Raw genomic sequence first — 22,719 nt, 5'->3', positions numbered from 1 at the left:
GATTAAGCTCAACTAGAGATAGTCAAATATATTGAAACGTATTACAACACAATGAGCTGTACTCGGCACTTAATTATCAATCACTTAAGGACTTTGAGAAGCAATATCAATTATGATGCTGAAAGACAAATCTACTTCCAACTAAATAAATAACAAGCAAAAAGCACTAAAAGAGCTGAATTATAAATCTATATGAATGAGGGTGAGAAAATGGTGAAAACAGATAAAATGGCCTTCTAGATAAAAGCAAAAATCATTTAGGAGGCGAAATAATGTTTAAAAAGATGGAAGATGACTGGAACAGAAAAGAATATTTTACTCATTATATGAATGTTCTACCTACAACATTTAGTACGACAGTTCATTTGGATATCACCGAACTGTATTATGAAATCAAAAAGTTGGAATTAAAGCTCTATCCTGTTCAAATTTATCTTCTCGCTCGAACGGTTCAAACCATGAAAGAATTTCGAACAGATGAAATCGACGGAACAATTGGTTACTGGGAAATTCTACATCCTTCTTATACTATTTTGAATGAAAAGACTAAAACTTTTTCTAGTATTTGGACACCATATCAAAGAGATTTTTCCGCTTTTTATAGTCAATGTGTATCAGAGATTGAGATATACAAAGATAGTCAAAAGCTTTTTCCTCAAAAAAATATGCCGGAGAATGTTTTTAATATTTCCAGTTTACCTTGGCTTGAATTTACGTCCTTTAATTTAAATGTGTTTACCGAAGGAACATACCTAAAGCCTATATTTACAATGGGGAGGCTGATGAAAAAGAATGGAAAAATAACTATTCCGTTGGCTATCCAAGTTCATCATGCGGCTTGCGATGGGTATCATGTTGGGAAGTTCGTGGAGGAAATAAAAGAGTTAATTGCAACATGGGCATTATGGCTGGACTAGTCGCGGAATAACATCACAGACTAATTACAAAAGAGGAACACAAGATTCTTTTTGAGTGAAGAGTTTCAGCCAAGATAATCTTTATGTTTAAGTAGTTATAAAAGTTTGGATGGAAAGAAATTGGGCTCTGCCTGTCTGCATTTACTAGTAGATACAGCTTATACTTGTACAATACTACAAAGGTGATAGCTGTTTCTGGAATAAAATGTTCCACATCTCATGGTAAAGTAGTTTGGTTGATGGTATAGTCTTTGAACATAAAATACTTGCTTCTTTCCTAGTTTGGTCACTTTATTCTTAAAGGGGCGAGTGTTCTTGTGTATCCTTAAATCAAAAAAGTGGGACAATAATCAGATTTTTTCTGACTATCGTCCCACTCTCTCTTTGCTTGTGGCCTTTTTTTACTTAGTATAAACTCGTATTCGTCATTACTTTTTTTCTGGTTGCCTCAACCAATTAAAAACCTATTGTGGATATTTATTTGACAGCTCAAGGTACTCTTGATGTTCAGCCAATATTTTCTTGAGATTTTTTCTATTCCCTCTGTGAAAGAGCGCTCGTTTAATGGCGAAGAAAATCCAAACAATAATTCCTGCGGCAACAACAACTGCCCAAAAGGGACCTGCATTTGGAATCACATCAAACAGTGTCATCAAGAAACCAAACACGCTGGCTAAGAGACCTATTCGACCGCTCAATATCATTCTTTTTTCTATTTTTGTATCATTTTGACTCACTGGTTTACTACCATCTAGTTCAATTTTTTCATTTTTGGCAGCCGTAACGAGTACAATGTAATCCACCCCTTCATATTTATAGGTGATTTTCCAGAATGGAACATAGGTATAGTGAGAGGTCAGCTTGTAACTTAGTTTAGTTACCGTAGCATTTTTCTTCTTATCCCCTGGTAATAATCTGAGTACGGTTTTATTTGCCTCCTCCTGAGCGATATCTCGAACTGAACGTAAGGATTCTGAAACCTTATCCGGAGAAATTTTCAACTGGCGAGTGCCTGCAGTATAGTGCTGATCAAATGGTTTTGTATCAGCTGAAAAAATCAAATCACCCACCTTTTTCATAAATTCTGCAACCGAGCCTTTTAGCTCGCTGTTAACTAAAAAGCTTTTATGGGTATGTCCGGAAAAAACATCGCTGTGATGATTCCAATCAACAACTGTTCGTGTTCGAGTCACTGGCTCAGAGTATTTTTCCCCTTTTTTTCCTTCTCTTGTTTCATAATGAGTGTAGGTCTCTGAGCGATTATAGCCAATTTCTGCTCCCCAAGAACCTTCATAGACGATATTCGCTCCCATATAGGGAACATACACTTGCTCCAGTTGGATGTTGTCCATTCTATCAAGAATGTCATTAGGAACATTGTTTCCCTTAATTAACCATTCAAAGAACCGCTTCTTGGCCAATCCTTTTGGCACCTGAAACGGGATTAAATTATCCGCTTCAAAAACGACTCGATCCAAATCTTTTTCCGACTGGGGCGTAAAAGTAGAGTGACAATAGTCACATGAAAATTGCTGCTTTTCAATATTGTAAGTTACCGGTGATCCACAATTATGACACAATTCAATATTTTTGTTTCGTTGATTTATTTTTGCCTGTACCTCATCTAATAAAGTGCCACAATGAGGACAATTTTTATACTCAGGATTTTCAATTGCGCCCCCACACGACAAACACTGATTTTGAACAAATGTATTTTCCATCATTATTCCTCCCAAACTAACCTTTTATATGCTCTATTATCTCATTTTTGTGGCTTCGGGTAAATGCTCTCGGAAGTTCAATAATTCGTTTGTTTTAAGCTGTTTCTGAGAAAAAACAGACGTTATAAAGAAAAGGGACGTTAGCGTAAAGGAAGAACCGGAAAAAATATCATTAGAATAAACTTTTTTTAACGTTTTTTATTTAAATAAATATCAAAGCAGTTAGGTAATAAGTTGTCGCACATTGATTTCATACAAGCAACCGTATCTGCTCCTTATGTATTTATTACAACCTCCAGATTTTCCAGTGGAGCGCAAGAGTTTGCGAAAAATCAGGGAATCGTTTTGATGGATGGAATTAAGTTAGCGGAGCTCATGATGCAATATGATGTAGGAATAGAAGTAGCGAAAGTCTATAAACAATTCCATATAGATAATGACTACTTTGAAAAAAAGCTCGCCATTCCTATTCAAAAAAAAACAGGAATGGCGAGTTCATTTATTTAACTTAGCTACCATAATAGACAGCAATCTAAAATAAGAAATCTTTTTATCAATAACTTTCCTCAACAGAAAACGGCTGGAGCTTACAGCTTTTCATGTTTATGAACGAATAAAACTCACGGGCAGCGGGGTTACTTCCGCCTGCGGTCTCGCCGTTTTTTGCATCCTCTGCCGTTTCCCACTCAACTAAATCGACCCAAGTATCGCCATCGCGAAGGACTTTCCATGAAATAGATCCTTTTTGCTTCGATAGGACCTCATCGTTGCATCTTTTTGAAGCAAGTAGAAATTCCTCTATTGATACGTTTTCCTTAAGTGTATACGTGATAAACCAAATAGCTTTAGACATGGTAAAATTCCTCGTTTCTAAATTTTATTTTGCTTTGCTATTTGAGTATATCAAGGGTAATGTGACAGCAGTGTGTCACATTATAAATATTTTTTTGAAATCGTTTGTGCTTCATTTTTTATGAAAGTTCGAAGGTGCGCCGGTTCTAACACTTCAGCATATCTGCCAAAGGATAGAATAAATCCATAAAGCCAGTTATCCTCCGGCCAGAAGACCGTTACAATGAAACCGCCATCTGGCTGCTTTTCGATCATACTCTCGTGAAAATCATCGAATACCCGAAAGGCTCTTTCGGGTTCTATCCGGAGTTTGATTTTAATCAGATTCGGTTCTTCAGTGGTGAGGGAATCAACTTTATCCGATAGTAGCAAGGGATCACGTGCGGTAAAGCTTTGGTCAGTGACAACCAGGTTCTTGATTCGTCCTATTTTGAATAGTCGGATGTCTTGCTTCCCTAGGGAAAAGCCTTTTAGATACCAGGCCTTAGATTTGAACCAAACTTGTATAGGTTCTACTCGACGAAAGGTTTTCTCTCCTTCTCGGTTGTAATAATCAAATTCTACAATTCGCTGTTGTACGATTGCGGTTTTAAAGTCGTTGAAGAAATCATTTTCGTGGCTCCAGCCTGAAAAATCGACGTCCATCCAGTTGGTGACGGTTTTGTTAAATCGTGTGGATAATTTTTGCAAGACTTGGTCAGTATCCTCGGTTTTAATGCTTGATAAGCCATATAACGCAGATAAAATCTCTGTTTGCTCGCCTTCATTCAGTAATGATTTGTTCAACACAAAGTTGGGTAAAAGACTAATGCCGCCGCCTTTCCCCCTTTTCGTATAGACAGGAATTCCTGCTGTGCTTAATGCATCTATATCACGGCAAATGGTTCGTCTTGAAACGCCGAAGTGTTCAGTCAATTCTTTTGCTGTGACACTTTTCCTATCCAAGAGGATATAAACTATTTCGAATAGCCTGTTTATCTGCATACTTCTCACCTGTAATCATTTTTATTCGGTAAATATACTATATCACAAGAGGTTGTGGTAAAGCTTCTCCATACGAAGAGTAACCGTAGGAGCATAAGCGTTTTGGCTTGAGAAAGTAAGAGTAGGTACGATTATCATCGAACTGATTTATTACTTTAACTGAGTTTTTTCAATCGTGGAAAATCAGTCTTCATTTTCAGGATAAACGCAAAAATAGCAATATAAAAAAAGAGAACAGCTGGACGTATAGCATCCAGTTGTTCTCTAGCTATGCTTATTTCTTAAAAAACTTTTCAGCTTGCTAAAACGATTCGGTTGATTGAATCAGTGATACAGGTTTGCAGTGAAATTCGTTCTCCGCCGGCATCAATTACTCTAGCCCAAGTGTTGTCGTTAGGGTCATGGGCATTGAGTCCATCATCGTAAGCATCCAACACTTCATAAACAGTGTAGGTGCGTGCATTTCCTTGTCCATCCACTACAGTAATCGGAGTACCCACGGTGATGTTCATTACTGGCGCAAAGTCACCGGGATTATGTCCGATGAAGTGAGTAGGCGCGCCATCATTGACCGCTCCTGTACCTGTCCAAGTTCCAGCTCCGCTAGCAGGTGCAGCGCTAGCGCCATTATAATCGATAAAAGGAATGGTCACACCTAAGAAGCTGATGGTCGCATTTTGTTGAGACATGACTGGTTCAGGTGCTGGTGTTGGTTCAGCGACGGGCGCTGTGTTTTGCTCAACTGGTGCAGCTTCACTTTCCACAAGTGTACTATCTACAGCTGGTTCTACAGCTTCGGTTACTTCTTGAGTCTCTTCAACTATTGGCGCATCTGTTTCAATAGGGGCTGATTCAACGGGAGCAGCTTGCTCTGCACTTGAAGAGGTTTCTTCGTCTGGGATAATGGTGACCGTTCTTATTTTAGTCGTTTTATTGCCGCTGCTGTCTGTTACAGAGTAAATTAATTTATATTTTCCAACGGTATCCTTCTTTAAATAACTGTCTAATGTGATTTTTTCTGTTAAATTACCATCTATATTATCAAAAGCTTGAACATTTTCCAGCGGATCAAACTCTTTTGCCTTTTTCAGTGTCAAGGTGCAATCTGCAATGTGCTCGATTTTGGGAGCAATCGTGTCTTTTGATTCCGCACGGGAAGGATTATCTTGTGTTACAAAGCCTAAAAAAGTCAGTGATGACAACAAACCAATAGAAAAAAGCATTGTTCTTTTTAATGTATTCATCGTAAACACTCCCTTTAACAAAATGTATATTGTTTATTTTTCGAGAGTAGTATACGACTCTTTTTCTATGAAATTTTCTTTGTTATTTCATGAAGTTTCAGAAAATGTGAAAAAATAAAGAAAACAGCTGTGACCCAAGTGCCGGAAAGGCATCTACAGGGTACAACTGTCTTCTTTTGATTTATTATTCAGATTTCCAATGATAAACAGAGGATAAAATATTTTTAGTATCCTCCAAAATCGAGTTTCGTGAGATAGGGAAAAAGCTGAGTGTATCAGGAATCGTGAAATCGTGCTTTAGGGATCGCTCGCAGATAATGATACTGGGCCATTCTTTGACATAAATCGGTAAGTCGTCTAAGGAATAATACATCGTACTATCAATAACGTTATAGTCTAGGTTCAACCAACGCTTTAGGTTTTCTCGATAAATGGTATGGGACAGTTCGTCTTCTGCAATAAAGAAGAAAACAAATTTTTGCGCTCTTTTTTGTATCAAGCTCGCCGTTACTTGGGAACAAAACTTTTCAAGTGTGGTCTGATTGAATGTGAATGCCGCATCTAAATCAAATTGCTTTTGCCAAGCTTCTAGGACATGCTTGATTCTTTCTGCTAAATGTAGTTGCTGGTCGCTCAGGTAAAAATGCTTTTCAGCAGAAAAAGCTTGGGTTTCTTGCCATAGGGAATAGATAAAATTCATAAATGGTTTTTCAAATAAAATATGATCGAATAAATCGACACCAAACTCATTTTCAAAACTTTTGATTAATTGGCGCACCATGGCATTTCTTTCAATCATCAATTCTCTTTCCCTCTGGTAGTTCATTTCCACAATTAAATAATTGCTCGTGTTCAAAGGGATTGTTTTATAGATAGAAGCCAGATACTGAATTTCTGCTTCCGGTAATTTTTCTTTCGCTAAAATCAGCTCATTGACATCCATCAGTTGATGAAACGTCGGCGTATTTTTTAAATAAGTAATCTCATCCTTTTCATAGATCAGAGAAAACTCTTTAAATCGGCTAAGCGACAAATAGGTATTTAGTAATAAAAATTGATATTCTCTGTTGTTCTTTTCATATCCATTAGCGAATTTAAACAAGACTTGGTCGACAAAAACGGTGGCGGTTTTATATTGGCTCGGAGCAATCAGCTTATCTAATAGGTCGCACCGCATCCAAACAGAAATGAGCACTAAGCGATAGCGGATTTCATTAGGGATAAATGCACTTTTTTCATCCATGATTCCTGCCGCCCTAAAATAGCTCTCCACCTGTTTTTTTATAGTGAAAGCTTTGGCGACCGAAATAAATTCTGCTTCTACGATAGTCAAGTAGTCGGATTCACCAAGTAAATAATAAGCACAGGTTTTTAAAAAATACGAATCCTGATAGATTATTTTGGCTAAGTCATATCGGGTAAACGAGCTGTTGAAAATAATGGAAATCGTTGTACTAGTGAGCTCGGAATGTTCGATTTGCTCCTCTAAAAGGAAGACGACTTTATCGAAGTCTCGTTTCACTGTATTCGTTGTCACCTGTAATCGCTTGGCAACCTCGCGTAAGGTCAGTTTTTCCAACTCATAAAGGTATTCAATCAATTTAACTTGTCGAAGAACATCTTTCTCAATAAATGATTCAATCACCGTACTCCCCCCATTCTTCGTAGCTATGTTCATTATAGTCTGACCACCAACAAAAAGCACGAAATAGTCAAATTTTTATTACTGTCATCAAACCTGAAAATACATGGTGGGGCGAAACCATTATCGAAGAATATTCTCTTTTGAAATAAACGATGCTCTTAAAAGCGCGAATAGAGCTAGACTGGAAAAAACTTGTATGTTTACTGTAGGCATAAAACGTAGTATAATTCCTAGAGCTAGGAGGTGGTTGAGATGATAACATCATCTTTAGTAACTATCGAGGTTTCATCCAAACGATGATACTTTGATTTAAACGATTATTTTTCTTCGAAGTATCATGTATTCATTGAAAGAAAGAAGGAAAATAACATGTTACAACCCTATCAATATAATGTAGTAAAACAAGAAATTACAAATTTAATTAATATATACAAAACAGTCAATGATAAGCAAGTGGTAAAAACGTCACAAGCAGTGGCCACTTCAAAAATTGAGCCGCTTTTGGGAAAAGAGCTTCATGAGTTGATTTATACTGACTACATGGATATGAAGCTAACGAATGCCAGAGCTGTGAAAATCTATGACAAGCTAAAAATGCATGTTGCCCCTTTTCCAACGATTTCCAGTAAACAAATCGAGAAATCGTTTAGAAAAGTTAAAAAATTGAAGTACCCGAAAATAGAAGAGTATGACTTGAAAGAGACAACCTATCTTGCTTGGGATGATATAGGTACGCAAAGAAAATATATCAACTTCTTTTATGGGGACAAGCTCGTTGGCATGTATGGTGTGATGTCTCCACAGGTGATAAAAAATGTATGCTCTATCTGCCATAGTATAGGGAATGTTGCGATGTTTCTCTCCACTACAAAGAGCTCGGGAGACGGAACTTATACCAAAAAAGGAAATTATGTGTGTACAGATAGCTGTAACTGTAATCGACAATTGACCAGTTTAGATTATTTGTATGATTTTTATCAGACAGTATCTAAATAAGCAAAAATCAACGCTCAGTTGCTTTGTGTAAAAATCGATTGTTTTTCAGAATACCTTAAAAGCCGAAGAGGCAACAATCTCTTCGGCTTTTTTTGTTTATACAAAACCACTCAGCTTACAAGCTCTTCCAAACGAGCAATCTGACTCCCTTTGCTTTCATAATAACGCAGCATCTCGTCCATCTTTCGTTTGTCATAACTGGTGATGCAATCAGCCAGAACCGTAACGCCATAATCTGCTTTGCGCATGTTGTAGCACGTTGATTTCACACAGGCAACCGCATCTGCTCCTGTTAGGTAGAAATCATTGATTTCGTTTTCTTGAATAAAGGCTGCAAATTCCTCGCTGGTTAATGCGTTTCCTTTAGATTTCGTAAAAATATGATTAGATACAAGTTTCAAGTCAGGAGCCAGCTCAGCTCCTGGTGTATTGGGTTTGAAGGTTCTTGTACCGGCGGATAAATTTTCATGTCGAATATATACGATATGCAGGTCATTGCTGGCTGCCCAATCAATGGCATTATTGATATTGTCGATAATTTCCTTGTAATTTTTGGTGATATCATTTTGAATGTCGATAACGACTAAGGCTTTTGTTTGCATGATTTTTTTCCTCCTGATTGATGAATGCGACTGAACAAAATAGGCTGTGATTCATCGTGTTTGTTTTATTTATACCCTTATTATACTGACCAATTGTTGACACCAGTATGGCAACAATCTATACTGAAAAAAAGAAATTTTGGAGGGCGGTGATTACATGAGAGTTGACAGACTAATTAGCATTATTATGATACTTCTTGATAAGAAGCGCATCGGTGCCAAGGAATTAGCTGATAAATTTGAAGTGTCTCTGCGCACAATCTATCGTGACATAGAGTCCATCAACATGGCAGGGATTCCTATTCGTTCGACATCGGGTGTTGGCGGTGGTTTTGAAATCATGGAGCAATACAAGGTCGATAAAAAGGTCTTTTCAACAACAGAGCTTTCGAGTCTATTAATGGGACTGTCCAGTCTTTCCAGTATGACAGGGGGAGACGAGCTGGTACATGCCTTAGCGAAGGTCAAAAGCTTTATTCCGGAGGAGCAGGCCAAGGATATTGATTTAAAAGCCAATCAACTATCGATTGATTTAAGTCCGTGGTTGAGTAATCGGAATATGCAACCATATTTAGATAGGATTAAAACAGCGCTACAGGAGAGTAAGCTGCTGTCTTTCGAGTATATAGACCGCTACGGCAATAAAACGGTACGCAAGGCGGAGCCGTATCAACTGGTCCTGAAAAATAGTCACTGGTATTGGCAAGGCTATTGTCATGAAAGAAAGGATTTTCGTTTGTTCAGATTATCCCGTATGTCTGACCTGAAAATACAAGAGGAAGGATTTACACCGCGAGAATATCTGAAGCCGGAGCTGGACTTTACAGAGCAAGCGGCAGCCATGCAGAAAAACATCAAGCTTCGCATTCATCATTCGGTCATCGATCAGGTGCTGGAATATTGTGCGTATGAGGACTTTTTAGCAGATGGTGAGGAGCATTTTCTCGTGCAGCTGCCCTTCATAGAGAACGACTATTATTACAATGTTTTGTTCAGCTTTGGAGATAAATGCGAGTGTTTAGAGCCCGCGCATGTTCGAGAAGAAATGAAGCGTAGAATCCGCGATATCGCTGTGATATACGAAAATTGATGTATAGGTAAAATGAAAATTCGGCCGTGCGGTTTCCATATTTTGTTCTAGCCTAACGAGTGACTGCTGTTCACTGCTGGCGTAGAAATGCTAGAGTTTTTTCATTGACAGGAATTTTTCCCTATGCTAACCTTTACACCAACATAAGAACGAAAAAAATTGGAGGAAGAGACATGACATTCAGCAAACATAATGCAATTGAATCTTGCTGTTGTTGTATGGTGCTAAAAAGCAGCATACCGCTTTGTCATGCCTGTTAACTGCCCAATTTTTCAATTATTTTGATGCTCGGAGTAGGATTTCTCCGTCTTTTGGTGTCGACCTAATGGAAATTCAAGGTGCTGATTAATAGTCAGCGCCTTTTTTGTTACCCAAAAATTCGTAAAGGAGTTCATTATGATCATCGATTCGATCCAAACCGCAATTGGCAATACGCCGTTATTTCGTTTCACACATCACGATTTTTTTGACATCCCTGAGGGGTCCGTTGTCTATGCCAAGCTGGAATATTTGAATCCCGGCGGCAGTATCAAGGACCGGTTGGGTGTCTATCTAATCAAAGAAGGTCTGGCTAGCGGCAGGCTGACAAAAGAAACAACGATCATCGAGCCAACCGCCGGTAATACAGGCATCGGAATCGCCATTGCCGCATTAGCGGAGAACCTACAGACACTTTTTGTCGTTCCGGAAAAGTTCAGTCTGGAAAAGCAAGCGCTGATGCGTGCGTTAGGTGCTGAGCTCGTTCATACACCGACGGAAGAAGGAATCACTGGTGCGATTGCTAAAGCCAAGGCGATTCAAAAAGAACACGTAGACAGCTATTTACCATTACAATTTTCCAACCCTGCGAATCCGGAAGCCTATTATCACTCACTTGCTCCGGAAATAGTTGCAGACCTTGGTGAGGAAATTACCAGCTTTGTAGCAGGAATCGGCAGCGGTGGAACCTTTAGCGGCGTTGCTCGTTACCTTCTGGAAAGAAATGCAGCGATTCGTTTAGTTGGCGTGGAACCGGAGGGCTCTATTCTAAATGGCGGAGCAAGTCACAGTCATGAAATCGAAGGAATCGGTGTAGAATTTATGCCGACTTTTCTTGAAACATTACCTATCACTCGCTATGCGACAATCAGTGATTCAGACGGCTTTGCCATGACAAGAAGATTAGCAAAAGAGCATGGGCTTTTAGTGGGAAGCTCATCAGGGGCAGCTATGACTGCGGCGTTGGCAGAAGCTGCTCAGTTACCGGCTGGCAGTCAGATTGTTACGATTTTTCCAGATGCGGGCGATCGTTATTTATCCAAAAATATCTATTCACGGGAGGAATATTAATATGCATATCAATACGAAACTAATTCATGGTGGGATTTCAGAAGACAAAACAACGGGCGCTGTCAGTGTACCAATCTATCAAACCTCTACCTATAAACAAAATGGGCTCGGCCAGCCGAAGGAATATGAGTATTCCCGCTCCGGCAATCCGACACGCCATGCACTGGAAGAGTTGATTGCCGACTTAGAGGGCGGTGTACAAGGCTTTGCCTTTGGTTCTGGCTTAGCAGGAATCCATGCGGTGTTATCGTTGTTTGAGCCGGGCGATCATCTGTTGATGGGCGATGATGTTTACGGTGGGACCTTCCGCATTTTTGAGAAGGTGTTTGTTAAGAATGGATTGGAATATACAATCATTGATACGAGCGATTTGGCGAACATTGAGAAGCATATCCGTCCAAATACGAAAGGTCTCTATTTAGAATCTCCCAGCAATCCATTGCTGAAAATCACAGATATCAAATCGGCAGCTGACATCGCCAAAAGGCATGAGCTATTGGTGATTGTGGACAATACCTTCGCAACGCCATATTTCCAACAGCCCTTAGCATTAGGTGCAGACATCGTGATTCATAGCGGGACGAAATATCTTGGCGGACATAGTGATGTCGTTTCCGGTTTGGTGACGACCAATAATTCTCAGCTTGCTGAGGAGCTGGCATTCCTGCAAAACGCGATTGGTGCGGTATTAGGTCCGCAGGATAGCTGGCTGATGCAACGAGGGATTAAGACGTTAGGTGTACGAATGGAAGAACACCAGCGTAATGCGCTGGCTATAGCGGAATTTTTAAGTGCCCATCCGGCAGTCGACAAAGTATATTACCCAGGGCTGGTAAACGATGCTGGCTATGAGCTGGCAAAAAAACAGATGAGTGGATTTAGCGGGATGGTTTCCTTTGAATTAGTGGACGATACAGCGGTGACAGCAGTTGTGGAAAACTTGCAGCTGTTCACTTTAGCCGAAAGCTTGGGTGGTGTGGAGAGCTTGGTGGAGGTTCCGGCAATCATGACACATGCCTCTATTCCAAAAGAAAAAAGAGAGGCAGCAGGAATCAAGGATGGCTTGATTCGTTTGTCGGTAGGACTTGAATATGTGGACGATCTTTTAGCAGACCTTAAACAAGCATTTGAAAAGGCAGGTGTCTAAGCATGGGCTTGGAATTTATGCCGATTTTTGAAGAATGGGCAGCAGACTATGATGAAGAGGTCAATGGCAGCAATCCGGAATATCAAGAAGTATTTGCCGGCTATTGGGAAACACTCGCCGAGATTACTAAGGCTTCCAGAGATACGATATTAGAATTTGGAAGCGGTACGGGGAATCTGACAGAAAAATTAGTTGCCGCCGGAAAGACTGTTTACCCCATTGAACCGTCTCCGGAAATGCGTCAAATCGCAGAAAGTAAGCCGACGCTTCAACATCTGACCTTTTTAGAAGGGGACATGGAGAACTTTCCTGAATTACCGGAAACGGTTGATACGATCGTTTCAAACCTAGTGTTTCACCATCTGACAGCTATTGAGAAAAGACAAGTAATCAAACGCTATCATCAACTGCTTCCAAAGGGTGGAAAAATCATCTTCGGTGATACAATGTTTCTATCCCAAGCGACTTATGCTAAAATCTTAACAGAGAAGAAAGCGCTGGGTGAAAACAATCTTGTAGCAGATTTGGAGCGGGAATATTATCCGCTGATGGAAGAAGTAGAAGAGCATTTCACCGAGAATGGCTTTCAGACAATGTATCGTCAAATGAACCGTTTTGTTTGGCTGGTCATTGCAAAAAAGTAAATGGAGGAAATTTGATATGAAAATGAATGTTGAAAGCTTTAATTTGGATCACACAAAGGTAAAGGCACCATACATCCGAGTGGCAGATAAAAAAACAGGTGCCAATGGAGACTTAATCGTGAAATACGATGTTCGCCTGAAACAGCCGAACAAAGAGCATATGGAAATGGCGGCGCTGCATTCATTGGAGCACTTGACTGCAGAATTGATTCGTAATCACGCAGATTATATCGTGGATTGGTCACCGATGGGCTGCCAAACTGGCTTTTATTTGACTGTGTTGAACCATGACAATATTGATGAAGTCATGGATGTTTTGGAATTGACCATGAAGGATGTTTTAGTGGCAAACGAAGTTCCTGCAAGCAATCCGGTGCAATGCGGCTGGGCAGCTAGTCATACATTAGAAGGTGCGCAAGCGTTAGCCAAAGAATTTTTGGATCAGCGTGAAGAATGGAGCAATGTGTTTGCTGACTAGCTTCGGAGCTGGTAGTGACTATTTTAGCTAAAAATTATTAGAGAGCCTCAAAGCAGAAGCTTGGGCTCTTTTTTAGAATAGTATATTTATGTAGGCTGCGGCAATCTAAGTAGAGACACTATGATAGTTAAAGGAAAGGATACGCATTATGGCATTTTGGAATCCATGGAACGGGTGCAAGCGAGTGAGTGAAGGCTGTCGGTATTGCTTTATTCATGAAGGCGCGAAAAAACGACAACGTAAGGCGGATACGGTTGTAAAAGCAGCCGGCTTTGATGCACCAATCAAAAAGCGCAATGGCAGCTATGTGATTGGTTCAGGCTCAACGATTTTTACTTGCTTTAAAAGTGATTTTTTAATCGAAGAGGCAGATGAGTGGCGGGACGAGTGCTGGGACATGATTCGTGAACGCTCCGATTGCCAATTTGTCTTTTTAACAAAAAGAATTGAACGGCTGGAAGCGTGTTTGCCGGCTGATTGGGGTTCGGGCTATGAAAATGTAACAATCGGTGTCTCTGTGGAAAACCAGCAGATAGCAGACAAGCGTTTGCCGATTTTGCAGTCGTTGCCTATTCGCCATAAAAATATTATTTGTCAGCCCTTATTGGCGCCAATCGATCTTTCTAACTATTTGGCGGACATTGAACTGGTGATGGCCGGTGGGGAGTATCATAAGCAAGGCCGTCCAATGGACTATCAATGGGTTTTGGCTATTCGGAAGCAATGTGTAGAGCGGCAGGTGCCCTTTGAATTTCGACAGTGCAGTACGCATTTTATCAAAGACGGGGTTACCTATCAATTGACCTATCGACAGCTTTTCTCTCAAGCGAAAAAGGCCGCAATTAATTGGTCTCCGCAATAGTCGGTATGTGAATCTAGGTGAAGTCGCTGGTGGTTTGTTTATATAGGTGGTTAAGTGGAAACTTGGCACAAGATTGTAGATAACAAACTCTGATGCAAGCAAGGAGTTATTTAAAAAGGAGTTCTCTAAATGTTGGATGTAAAAAAGAAAAGGCTGTTGTTTTTATCTGTGTCGCTGTTAATGCTATTGGCATTAAGCGGTTGTAACAAGGTGAGTAAGAGTCAATATGAACAGACAATCTCAGGTATCTATTCCCAAAGCGGATTAGAGGGAGAAATTGCTGTAGAATATGTCAAAGGGGAAGGGTACCTTTATGCAACCCCTAATACAAGGGTCGTCTTTGACTATACTGAGATAGTTGAAGGGCGGACTGTGACCGTTAGTGATACGATGTTCTTTGAGCATAATACGGATACGTTTCAAGGAGAAACTGCTGCGATTGGGGCGGAGGACTTATTTGAATTTGGCATCTATTCCGGTGTCATTCAAAGCTTTGCATTTCAGGAGGAAGCTCTGGACTTCGCGAAGGTGATTGAACAGGAGCTTACAAAACAAATTGAAATAGAAGATTTTAAATTGAAAGAAGTGGAGCCGTATTTGCTGACCTTTCCTTCAGTCGATGCCAGCGAAGAAATGGGCTCTTTTGAAGATAATCTTGCTTTATACAAAGAAGATGTGACCAAAAATCAACAAGCAAATAGACCCTTTAACGGATACTATGATATTGATGTCAAAAAGTACATGGCATGTGGGCTCGTAATAACAGAAATAACCTATGAAAATCATGCGGAGGGCAGCACGAAAGAGTCAATTGACAGACTGAAAGCAGACATTTATAGAAGACTGTCGATGCTGGAGGTATCCGATTTTTATGATGGTATCTATCGCTTATCCTTTGATACGGTTGCTGAAGAGAGCGCCACTGTAGGTGATTGGGGTGTCTTTACGTTTCATGTCAAAGATAAAAAGTTAGGCGCAGTTATTAACGAGCGGTAGGTATACTGTTACGTTAGTTTTTAGGTATTAAAGCAAACGAATATGATAGGTTGATAACAAAAAATCCTAGAGAGGAAAATTCCCCTCTAGGATTTTTATTTATCTTTTTGCATCAACAGTGATATCAATTCTGCGTAATTCATCGTTGAAACTGCTGGAAAATCCGAATATATACTTCTTATAAGCATCAATTTCATAAATTAGAGAGTCTGTGGCTTCTACGTGTAGATAGTAGCTGTCTCTAGGAGCCTAACGATTCTCGAGACAAAGCGTTAAGTTCCTACAAGCCTGTTTACGGTTCTCGCTTTGCTCCAAACCTCGAAGTTTGGTGGAGCTTTGGAGCACCGTTTATTTGTTTTATAGGAGTAAGGAGCGTTGAAAGTTTATTTCTGTCTCAGACACTTTACTTGTTACGAAAATGAATCTTATTGAAAGTGAAAGGGTTGCATGATAATCTAAATAGGTGATTATTGTAACTGATTGTATAAAATGAATATGTAATAGGAAAGACATATTTCAAAGATAGATTGTGCAGTAGGTATCGTAATCAATGATTAAAACAGGAGTTAGGAGATAAAAAGGAATGACACTAAAGAATGATGTTGGTTTAGCGTTGGGAATTAGTACTGCGATCAGCAGTAAAGCCAGTGATGGCACAGCGGATTCAGCAATAAGCTACGCAGAAGAAACCAATTTAACTGCTGCTGAAATTAGTAAAACAGCTTCAGAACAAGCGATTTCAGCCAGTTCAACTTATAAAGAGCTGCTTGCTGCGGATGCCAAAAATATTGGCTCTCTAGGAAAAGAATTTCAATCAATCGACAAAGATATTTCACAGATGATTGCGCAGCATTTTTGAAAAATTGGTTGAGGGAGTAAAGATATGGAAGAATATGAATGGAAGAAAAACATGCAGCAGCTTGAAGAAAAAGTAGAAACATTGGAGCAAGAAGAGCATTCTATATCGCAGAGTGAAGAGGAAGAAGGAATGTTGATTCATCAGAATAGAAAGGAATTGGAGGAGCTTCAATATTTATGGCATCAGGATAGCCGACTTTCTTTGCTTTTGATGGAACAACAGGATCGTTATGAAGTGATTAATAAAAGAAGACAGCATTTCTTTGACGATTTTGAGGAGCTTTTATCCAAGAAAAAGGAAAGCTATCAGGAGGAAGAAACGGAACTGGAAGAACATCGAATAAGGATGAGTAGTGAAGAATCAAAAGGAGAGAAATAGTATGGGGTTATTACTGAAACCTGTCGAAATCAAGACACAGACAGCGGCAATGATTCAAGCATTTCAAAAAGATAATCTATCTCTGAGAAATGTCTTGCCGGGAATCAGTGAGTTCGTTGGAGAATCAAATTTGGATGGAGCAGCTTGGAAAGGCTTGAAAAACCAACTTGCAGCGCATGAAGCGATTATTCAAGGCTTGATTGCAGCAAATGACAGTATGGTTAGAGACAGTGAAACATTTTCAAGTGAAGTTGGTGACGAGGAATTGGATGAAGAGAAGCTGACAGCATCTATTGATCGCTTGGAGCGTCAGAATGCGACTTCATCTGCTTCTATCGAAAATTATGAAAGACAAATGAACTCTTTTTCCTTGGCAGAACAGCTGATTGAGTCTTTAGTCGATTTAAAACGGATGTATTATCGTGGGCAAATTAGTCAATTGGAACAGACGATTCAAACAAATACTGAAATGATTACAGAGTTGAAAGCAAAACTGGAAGCATTGCATGCGGCTGAGGCTGCTACACAAGGACTTTTTCAAGAGGCAACCAGTCTTTTTGATTCAGCATCGGAAGGGATGGCTGCAATCACTGCCAGCTTCACAGGGAGCGGTTTTACGATGGCGACGACGTCAAAATGGCTTACAACTATGAAAAAGGGCTGGTCGGAGCGAGAGGAATTAAACGCCATTCACAATCTAAAAAAGAGTGGGTTTACGGATTCTGATATTCGGCTGATGAAGGAACTGGGCTATCGTGCGGAAGATATCAGAACATATGTCAATCGAACGGATGATTTGGATAGGAGAAAGGAAAATGCCAAGCTGGTAATCGAACTCCTTCAATTTGAGAAAGAACATCCGGATGATGCCCAAAGAGTAGGTAAATTTTTATCGCCATTGAGCTTCACTGATAGGATGGATATCAAGTATTTGATGTATACGGCAGATGAGCCGTATCGAACTCTGTCGATGAAATATTTGGATCGATTTGAGATTACGAGGACAAAACCTAGTGATGGTGAGAAAAGTGGAGGTGGATTGTTTTCATCGGATGGAACGCTGTACTTTGACATCGATTCTGACAAAAGAGGAGCAAATGGTCGTGGAAAGTTCTTTATCTTTTTCCATGAGCTAGGACATGCGGTGGATTACTATGCAGGACAAGATAGTGGGCATTCTAGCTTCTTTACAGAAAATTATCTATTAAATGGACTGAATTTAAGTGGCTATAATGAAAAAGATGTGAAGAACGTTTTAGGTAACTCTTTAGATGGGATATTGTCAAATGGAAATTATCAAAATGCAGAGCAGATAAAGAATGCGATTACGAATTCGCTGTATAACTCAAAAGTGGTTTCTAAAGATAATCTTACAGGTGAAGCTCAAAAAGTTTATAAGCAACTTTTTGACATGTTTACAAATGAATATTTTGCAAATATTGATAGTTTTGGGTCATCAGATGTGTATCATGGAGTGACTAACTACGATATTGAAGGCAACGTTAAGGGGCACCTGCAAGACAGCTATTACTTTTATGATAAAGAGGGAAATCCTAAACACACTACAGGAAAAGAAAACTTTGGAACTTATTTTGGCTATAATATGGTGAATGGAAGTTCTGGAAATGAGCATCTATCAACTTATTTACCTGAATCAGTTGGTTATATGGATCATGTAGTGAATTTGATGAAATGAAGGGAACGCTGATGAAGAATAGAGTGCGGCTACTTTTGTTAGGGATAACTATACTTATGATGGTAGGTTGTGAAAAAACTGATATGGATATAAAAGGAGGCTCTATGGAAACCAATCAAACTGTAAACCAAGAAACGAGTTGGACATATAGTGGAATAGATGGACGTACAATTCTTCCGAAAAGTGTAATACGTGACGAGTTTGGGGATAGTCTGGAAGATAATAATAGCTTACCAGCTTCAAATGGCTCGAAAGAAGTAGACAAGGTTTGGTTAGCAATTGTAAGAATAGATGATGCGATTATTAAAACACCTACAGAAAATAAAGACTTCTATGTAGATTTAAAATCAAAAAAAATATTTCTATATCCCATGTTGGATTCTATAAAAACATACGAGCCAGAATGGGGTATCGATGAAAAAGCTGTTAACAATATACAAAGAATTATAGAAAAATATGAAGTGGACAAGTGGCAAGAGCTTTATGGAGAAAAATGGAGTGAGGAGCGAGAGGGGGCGGATGAAGTTGATTTATCAGCTCAAAAATATTGGGAAGTATTATTGGTTTACAAAGATAATACAATCAGTAAACATGAAGGCTATGGAGAATCAAAACCAGAGCAATTCGACGGCTTCCACCAAGAACTAATGGACTTCCAAGAGGAACAAAGAGAGAAGTGGCGTGCAACGATTGAAGAATAATAACTAGGAAGATTACTGACCTCAGAGGAGGTGTGTGTGGTCTTCCAGTTTTTATATGAACAGAAAATGCATGGGTAAAATTAGTGGAGTGACTAACTACGATGTTGAAGGCAATGTAAAGAGGCACTCGCAAGATGATTATTTTTTTTATGATAAAGAAGGCAATCCCAAAAATACTACAGGGAAAGAAAATTTTGGAACATACTTTAGCTATAGTATGATAGGTGGAAATTCTGGAAACAATCATTTAGCAACTTATCTTCCAGAATCGGTTAATTATATGGATTCTGCTGTAAACTTAATGAAATAAAGGAGAACGCATGAAAAAAATATTTATATTTTTATCAATCATGTTGATAGGAGCAATAATAACAGGGTGTAAAACAAAAGAATTAACTAGGGACACCAATGAAACGGAGACGACTAATTCAATGGTAGAGGAAACAAATTATACGCAAAGTCAAATAGACGAAAATAAAATTATACCTAAAAATATAAGAAGAGAAGAGAGAGGAAGAAGTATCTCAGACTATAGTGAACTGCCGTTTTCGAATAAAAAGAAAGAAATAGATGAAATTCAATCTTTAATTGTCTATGAGTCATCTGGTTTTAAAGGTCCAGAATCTAATGCTGATTTTGTGGTGGATTTTAAATCAAGGATGATGTACTTAGATCCATTTGCAATTGAAAATTATGAACCTGATTGGAAATTGGAAGAGAATGATGTGCTTTTTTTGAAAGGTTTAATTGAAAAATACAATATACAAGATTGGGAAAGTAAGTATGGGAAGCGGACTGAGCAAACTAAAGAAGAAGGGGTAGCGACAGCCGATGGGGTGGGGTATCATTGGATGGTTATACTTGTTGATACAGACGAAACTATCAGTAAACATGAAGGATATATGACTACAGAGCAATTCGACAACTTCCACCAAGAACTAATGGACTTCCGAGAAGAGCAAAGAGAGAAGTGGCGTGCAACGATTGAAGAATAATAACTAGGAAGATTACTGACCTCAGGGGAGGTGTGTGGTCTTCCAGTTTTTATATGAGCAGAAAATGCATGGGTAAAATTAGTGGAGTGACTAACTACGATGTTGAAGGCAATGTAAAGAGGCACTCGCAAGATGATTATTTTTTTTATGATAAAGAAGGAAATTCCAAAAATACTACAGGAAAAGAAAATTTTGGAACATACTTTAGCTATAATATGATAGGTGGGGATTCTGGAAACAATCATTTAACAACTTATCTTCCAGAATCGGTTGAGTATATGGAAACAGCATCGAATGCAATGAAATAGAGGTTAACTAATGAGAAGAAAAAAAGTTGGAGTATTTCTAATTTGTGTAATCAGTATAGGAATAGGAGGCTGTGATATGAGGCAAAAAGCAGCTCGAGAAAGCAGTTCGGAATCCAGTAAACAAGAGACATCCTATACGACTTATGGAGATGGACAAATTATTCCTAAGAGAATAGATAGAGAAGAGAATGGATTAAGTGTGAGTCAATATGGCGATTTACCTAAGTCAGAAGAAAAACAAAAGTTGGAGAACATTCAACTACTTGTTGTCGTAATCGAGCAAGGATTTAAGTCTCCAACATATAATGAAGATTTTGTAGCTGATTTTGAGACGGAAAAGATGTATTTGTACCCGTCTATTAGTTCGGTTGAAAATACATTTCCTGAATGGAAGTTAGCAAAACAAGATACAGAAAGACTGAGCAAGTTAATCGAAACATATAGTATTCAGGATTGGGAAAACAGTTATGGGGAAAGAAAAGAAACACGACAAGAAGGTCCGGACGAAGCTGATTTACCTGTTCAAAAACATTGGGAAGTTTTATTAGTTTACAAAGATAATACAATCAGTAAACATGAAGGTTACGGAGAGTCAAAGCCAAAGCAATTCGACAACTTCCACCAAGAACTAATGGACTTCCGAGAGGAACAAAGAGAGAAGTGGCGCGCAACGATTGAAGAATAGATTTTTTATTAAGAGCAATCATCAGGGCAGATGGTTGTTCTTTTTTATCGATGAAAAATGGCTATTAGATAATGATACTGTTTAGCAGAAACTGTTCATTTTTCCTTATCTTTGAGTCGCTAAATCTGATAAATATGCTAAACTATTTATAAACAGTGGGAGCAGTAAAAGGTGCTGTAAAAGGATGGAGTGTTGAGGGCAATGAATAAAAAAGCTTTGGGAATTTCTATTGGGGTAGTTGCGCTGCTTGCAATTATTATCGGGGGAATCGTCCTTCAGAAACAAGCAAGTGAGAGGAAACAAATCGAAGCTGCACAAAGTGAGCTATCAACAATTGAAAAAGAAGCAAAGAAAAAGGGAGAACTTTATATGTCTGTCGCTGCTCTATACGATGAAGAGTTTGACTTTCTAGCAAAAGATACCACAATAAAAATGATTGAAAAAGCAGAAGCAAGTCTTTCGAAAAAGCAAACTGAAATCAATAAGCTGGAAAAAGAGTATGGTTCTAAAGTAAAGGCGGCAGCGGCAGAGAAAGCTGTGGAGAAGTTACAGGAGCAGGTTACGCTTGCTAAGGATAAACGAGAAATACAAACTGAGGTAAATGCACTTTTCGGTTCAAAAGAATCTGCGATTGAAGGAGATAAAGTTAAAAAAGAGCTGGCAATTACGGCTGATTTAACGGAAGAGGATATTTCTACAATTACAGAAACCTTTGAGGATTATGAGGAGCTCGATGGCAAATGGAAAGAGGCAATTGATGCCATCATTAAAAATGCTGTGGATCAAGTTGCCCAGGTCAAGAAAATCAATAAGCTGTTGGATGAAGCCTTTGATGGGAATTTACCAAAGGAAACCTTGAAGCAAAGTGATTATGATACGTTGAATAAAGAGGTCGCAAAGGTTAAAAATGAAGAGTTGAAGACGACCTATACAGCGAAGCTGCTGCTAATGAAAGCGATGATTGATACACAAGCACAGCTGGATACTTTGACAAAACAGCAGAAAGAGGCGCAGGAAGCGGCCGCAAAAGCGGTAGAAGATGCAGGAAATGCTGCACAACAGGCAGTGGAGGATGCGACAAATGCCGCCGCGCAACAAGCCGCCGAAGCAACCGATATATTAGCTGGTTATTCCGACGATCAAATTGAGTTTGCTCGTGTCTGGTTGGCAAAAATTGGTACAAAACCAAGTGAGTTGAATGTGACAAGAATCGCTGCGGGGACCCCTATTAATCCATATAACGCCAGCAGTGCAACCTATCCGACAGAGGTTATTATGCTTGGTGGGGCCTATAGCGCAGAAGGCTCGGTCGTCTATGCAAGTAATCACAATGGTACGGTTACCATCTATTCCGTACCAGGACATTGGCCGGCAGCGGCAGCCAGTGATCCGGAGGTGTCGATGGAGATGACTCAAGGGATTTTGGCTAATGGTCAAGTAATGAGTGTGCCTACTGGGAACCCCAACGATGTACGAGACTTAATCCTACTGCAAAGATAAGCGAATCTACTCATAAGAAAAACATGTTAGGCATTTTACGTTACTAGAAGAACATGAAAAGAGCAATCCGGGCAGCCTGTAATTATAGGC

The 22,719-nt window shown here is 39.3% G+C and carries 24 protein-coding genes and 1 pseudogene; 19 read left to right on the top strand and 6 right to left on the bottom strand.

The annotated features are described in order from the left end of the window. The first annotated feature begins 272 nt into the window (after window positions 1-272). Window positions 273-917: a type A chloramphenicol O-acetyltransferase gene (gene catA, locus IW510_RS03685; protein ID WP_202057031.1), complete on the top strand. Its 645-nt coding sequence runs from the start codon at window positions 273-275 to the stop codon at window positions 915-917. Between the two features lie 464 nt (window positions 918-1,381). Here catA and IW510_RS03680 read toward each other — a convergent pair whose 3' ends face one another. Next, a complete protein-coding gene (locus tag IW510_RS03680) occupies window positions 1,382-2,641 on the bottom strand; it encodes a zinc ribbon domain-containing protein (protein WP_202057030.1) in 1,260 nt (419 codons plus the stop codon). A gap of 276 nt (window positions 2,642-2,917) precedes the next feature. On the opposite strand from IW510_RS03680, the pseudogene IW510_RS03675 reads away from it, so the two are divergent. Continuing rightward, window positions 2,918-3,145: pseudogene (locus IW510_RS03675) on the top strand (restriction endonuclease); the annotation flags it as partial. 46 nt (window positions 3,146-3,191) lie between these two features. Here IW510_RS03675 and IW510_RS03670 read toward each other — a convergent pair. From IW510_RS03670 to IW510_RS03655, 4 genes are all read right to left on the bottom strand, one after another. Then, a complete protein-coding gene (locus IW510_RS03670) occupies window positions 3,192-3,491 on the bottom strand; it encodes a hypothetical protein (protein ID WP_202057029.1) in 300 nt (99 codons plus the stop codon). 80 nt (window positions 3,492-3,571) lie between these two features. Next, complete coding sequence (locus IW510_RS03665; protein ID WP_202057028.1) at window positions 3,572-4,474, bottom strand: helix-turn-helix transcriptional regulator; 903 nt, start codon at window positions 4,472-4,474, stop codon at window positions 3,572-3,574. A 293-nt stretch (window positions 4,475-4,767) separates the two neighbouring features. Further along, on the bottom strand, window positions 4,768-5,718 hold the full coding sequence (locus IW510_RS03660) for an immunoglobulin-like domain-containing protein (protein WP_202057026.1): 951 nt from the start codon (window positions 5,716-5,718) through the stop codon (window positions 4,768-4,770). A 184-nt stretch (window positions 5,719-5,902) separates the two neighbouring features. Continuing rightward, window positions 5,903-7,396, bottom strand: coding sequence for a helix-turn-helix domain-containing protein (locus IW510_RS03655; RefSeq protein ID WP_236674590.1), 1,494 nt, complete (start codon window positions 7,394-7,396; stop codon window positions 5,903-5,905). A 336-nt stretch (window positions 7,397-7,732) separates the two neighbouring features. Here IW510_RS03655 and IW510_RS03650 point away from each other — a divergent pair, with 336 nt between their 5' ends. Continuing rightward, complete coding sequence (locus IW510_RS03650) at window positions 7,733-8,359, top strand: FusB/FusC family EF-G-binding protein (RefSeq protein WP_202057024.1); 627 nt, start codon at window positions 7,733-7,735, stop codon at window positions 8,357-8,359. A gap of 110 nt (window positions 8,360-8,469) precedes the next feature. Here the strand turns inward: IW510_RS03650 and IW510_RS03645 are convergent, their stop codons facing one another. Continuing rightward, window positions 8,470-8,961 (bottom strand): cysteine hydrolase family protein, encoded by a 492-nt coding sequence (locus IW510_RS03645; RefSeq protein WP_202057022.1) that lies wholly within the window; start codon window positions 8,959-8,961, stop codon window positions 8,470-8,472. 157 nt (window positions 8,962-9,118) lie between these two features. Between IW510_RS03645 and IW510_RS03640 the strand changes: the two genes are divergently transcribed. The 16 genes from IW510_RS03640 to IW510_RS03565 all read left to right on the top strand — a co-directional run bounded on the left by IW510_RS03640 (window position 9,119) and on the right by IW510_RS03565 (window position 22,629). After that, a complete protein-coding gene (locus IW510_RS03640) occupies window positions 9,119-10,051 on the top strand; it encodes a helix-turn-helix transcriptional regulator (protein WP_202057016.1) in 933 nt (310 codons plus the stop codon). A 396-nt stretch (window positions 10,052-10,447) separates the two neighbouring features. Continuing rightward, window positions 10,448-11,380 (top strand): PLP-dependent cysteine synthase family protein, encoded by a 933-nt coding sequence (locus tag IW510_RS03635; RefSeq protein WP_202057014.1) that lies wholly within the window; start codon window positions 10,448-10,450, stop codon window positions 11,378-11,380. 1 nt (window position 11,381) lies between these two features. Further along, window positions 11,382-12,527, top strand: a complete 1,146-nt coding sequence (locus IW510_RS03630; protein WP_202057012.1) for a cystathionine gamma-synthase — start codon at window positions 11,382-11,384, stop codon at window positions 12,525-12,527. A gap of 2 nt (window positions 12,528-12,529) precedes the next feature. Next, window positions 12,530-13,171, top strand: coding sequence for a class I SAM-dependent DNA methyltransferase (locus tag IW510_RS03625; RefSeq protein WP_202057010.1), 642 nt, complete (start codon window positions 12,530-12,532; stop codon window positions 13,169-13,171). Between the two features lie 16 nt (window positions 13,172-13,187). After that, complete coding sequence (locus tag IW510_RS03620) at window positions 13,188-13,649, top strand: S-ribosylhomocysteine lyase (protein ID WP_202057008.1); 462 nt, start codon at window positions 13,188-13,190, stop codon at window positions 13,647-13,649. 148 nt (window positions 13,650-13,797) lie between these two features. After that, window positions 13,798-14,511 (top strand): DUF5131 family protein, encoded by a 714-nt coding sequence (locus IW510_RS03615; RefSeq protein ID WP_202057006.1) that lies wholly within the window; start codon window positions 13,798-13,800, stop codon window positions 14,509-14,511. Window positions 14,512-14,640: 129 nt separating this feature from the next. Then, window positions 14,641-15,507 carry a hypothetical protein gene (locus IW510_RS03610; RefSeq protein ID WP_202057004.1) on the top strand — a complete coding sequence of 289 codons (867 nt, stop codon included), beginning with the start codon at window positions 14,641-14,643 and terminating at the stop codon, window positions 15,505-15,507. A gap of 583 nt (window positions 15,508-16,090) precedes the next feature. Next, window positions 16,091-16,366: a TIGR04197 family type VII secretion effector gene (locus IW510_RS03605; protein WP_202057002.1), complete on the top strand. Its 276-nt coding sequence runs from the start codon at window positions 16,091-16,093 to the stop codon at window positions 16,364-16,366. A gap of 24 nt (window positions 16,367-16,390) precedes the next feature. Next, window positions 16,391-16,744 carry a hypothetical protein gene (locus IW510_RS03600; protein WP_202057000.1) on the top strand — a complete coding sequence of 118 codons (354 nt, stop codon included), beginning with the start codon at window positions 16,391-16,393 and terminating at the stop codon, window positions 16,742-16,744. A 1-nt stretch (window position 16,745) separates the two neighbouring features. Then, on the top strand, window positions 16,746-18,440 hold the full coding sequence (locus tag IW510_RS03595; RefSeq protein WP_202056999.1) for a hypothetical protein: 1,695 nt from the start codon (window positions 16,746-16,748) through the stop codon (window positions 18,438-18,440). An 11-nt stretch (window positions 18,441-18,451) separates the two neighbouring features. After that, window positions 18,452-19,141 (top strand): hypothetical protein, encoded by a 690-nt coding sequence (locus IW510_RS03590; RefSeq protein ID WP_202056998.1) that lies wholly within the window; start codon window positions 18,452-18,454, stop codon window positions 19,139-19,141. Between the two features lie 70 nt (window positions 19,142-19,211). Next, window positions 19,212-19,451 (top strand): hypothetical protein, encoded by a 240-nt coding sequence (locus IW510_RS03585; RefSeq protein WP_202056997.1) that lies wholly within the window; start codon window positions 19,212-19,214, stop codon window positions 19,449-19,451. 10 nt (window positions 19,452-19,461) lie between these two features. Next, complete coding sequence (locus IW510_RS03580; RefSeq protein ID WP_202056996.1) at window positions 19,462-20,136, top strand: hypothetical protein; 675 nt, start codon at window positions 19,462-19,464, stop codon at window positions 20,134-20,136. Window positions 20,137-20,204: 68 nt separating this feature from the next. After that, window positions 20,205-20,444: a hypothetical protein gene (locus IW510_RS03575; protein WP_202056994.1), complete on the top strand. Its 240-nt coding sequence runs from the start codon at window positions 20,205-20,207 to the stop codon at window positions 20,442-20,444. A gap of 76 nt (window positions 20,445-20,520) precedes the next feature. Continuing rightward, the gene (locus tag IW510_RS03570) at window positions 20,521-21,129 is read left to right on the top strand and encodes a hypothetical protein (RefSeq protein ID WP_202056992.1); all 609 of its coding nucleotides are present in this window, start codon (window positions 20,521-20,523) and stop codon (window positions 21,127-21,129) included. Window positions 21,130-21,330: 201 nt separating this feature from the next. Then, complete coding sequence (locus IW510_RS03565) at window positions 21,331-22,629, top strand: hypothetical protein (RefSeq protein WP_202056990.1); 1,299 nt, start codon at window positions 21,331-21,333, stop codon at window positions 22,627-22,629. Window positions 22,630-22,719 lie beyond the last annotated feature (90 nt).

It is taken from the genome of Enterococcus sp. BWR-S5 (genome assembly GCF_016745255.1).
Taxonomy (GTDB): domain Bacteria; phylum Bacillota; class Bacilli; order Lactobacillales; family Enterococcaceae; genus Enterococcus_L.
This window is presented reverse-complemented; position numbering and strand designations above follow the sequence as displayed.

Coding starts and splice junctions, on each gene's coding strand:
- catA (WP_202057031.1), top strand. CDS start 273: ATGTTTAAAAAGATGGAAGATGACTGGAACAGAAAAGAATATTTTACT.
- IW510_RS03680 (WP_202057030.1), bottom strand. CDS start 2,641: ATGATGGAAAATACATTTGTTCAAAATCAGTGTTTGTCGTGTGGGGGC.
- IW510_RS03670 (WP_202057029.1), bottom strand. CDS start 3,491: ATGTCTAAAGCTATTTGGTTTATCACGTATACACTTAAGGAAAACGTA.
- IW510_RS03665 (WP_202057028.1), bottom strand. CDS start 4,474: ATGCAGATAAACAGGCTATTCGAAATAGTTTATATCCTCTTGGATAGG.
- IW510_RS03660 (WP_202057026.1), bottom strand. CDS start 5,718: ATGAATACATTAAAAAGAACAATGCTTTTTTCTATTGGTTTGTTGTCA.
- IW510_RS03655 (WP_236674590.1), bottom strand. CDS start 7,396: ATGAACATAGCTACGAAGAATGGGGGGAGTACGGTGATTGAATCATTT.
- IW510_RS03650 (WP_202057024.1), top strand. CDS start 7,733: ATGTTACAACCCTATCAATATAATGTAGTAAAACAAGAAATTACAAAT.
- IW510_RS03645 (WP_202057022.1), bottom strand. CDS start 8,961: ATGCAAACAAAAGCCTTAGTCGTTATCGACATTCAAAATGATATCACC.
- IW510_RS03640 (WP_202057016.1), top strand. CDS start 9,119: ATGAGAGTTGACAGACTAATTAGCATTATTATGATACTTCTTGATAAG.
- IW510_RS03635 (WP_202057014.1), top strand. CDS start 10,448: ATGATCATCGATTCGATCCAAACCGCAATTGGCAATACGCCGTTATTT.
- IW510_RS03630 (WP_202057012.1), top strand. CDS start 11,382: ATGCATATCAATACGAAACTAATTCATGGTGGGATTTCAGAAGACAAA.
- IW510_RS03625 (WP_202057010.1), top strand. CDS start 12,530: ATGGGCTTGGAATTTATGCCGATTTTTGAAGAATGGGCAGCAGACTAT.
- IW510_RS03620 (WP_202057008.1), top strand. CDS start 13,188: ATGAAAATGAATGTTGAAAGCTTTAATTTGGATCACACAAAGGTAAAG.
- IW510_RS03615 (WP_202057006.1), top strand. CDS start 13,798: ATGGCATTTTGGAATCCATGGAACGGGTGCAAGCGAGTGAGTGAAGGC.
- IW510_RS03610 (WP_202057004.1), top strand. CDS start 14,641: ATGTTGGATGTAAAAAAGAAAAGGCTGTTGTTTTTATCTGTGTCGCTG.
- IW510_RS03605 (WP_202057002.1), top strand. CDS start 16,091: ATGACACTAAAGAATGATGTTGGTTTAGCGTTGGGAATTAGTACTGCG.
- IW510_RS03600 (WP_202057000.1), top strand. CDS start 16,391: ATGGAAGAATATGAATGGAAGAAAAACATGCAGCAGCTTGAAGAAAAA.
- IW510_RS03595 (WP_202056999.1), top strand. CDS start 16,746: ATGGGGTTATTACTGAAACCTGTCGAAATCAAGACACAGACAGCGGCA.
- IW510_RS03590 (WP_202056998.1), top strand. CDS start 18,452: ATGAAGAATAGAGTGCGGCTACTTTTGTTAGGGATAACTATACTTATG.
- IW510_RS03585 (WP_202056997.1), top strand. CDS start 19,212: ATGGGTAAAATTAGTGGAGTGACTAACTACGATGTTGAAGGCAATGTA.
- IW510_RS03580 (WP_202056996.1), top strand. CDS start 19,462: ATGAAAAAAATATTTATATTTTTATCAATCATGTTGATAGGAGCAATA.
- IW510_RS03575 (WP_202056994.1), top strand. CDS start 20,205: ATGGGTAAAATTAGTGGAGTGACTAACTACGATGTTGAAGGCAATGTA.
- IW510_RS03570 (WP_202056992.1), top strand. CDS start 20,521: ATGAGGCAAAAAGCAGCTCGAGAAAGCAGTTCGGAATCCAGTAAACAA.
- IW510_RS03565 (WP_202056990.1), top strand. CDS start 21,331: ATGAATAAAAAAGCTTTGGGAATTTCTATTGGGGTAGTTGCGCTGCTT.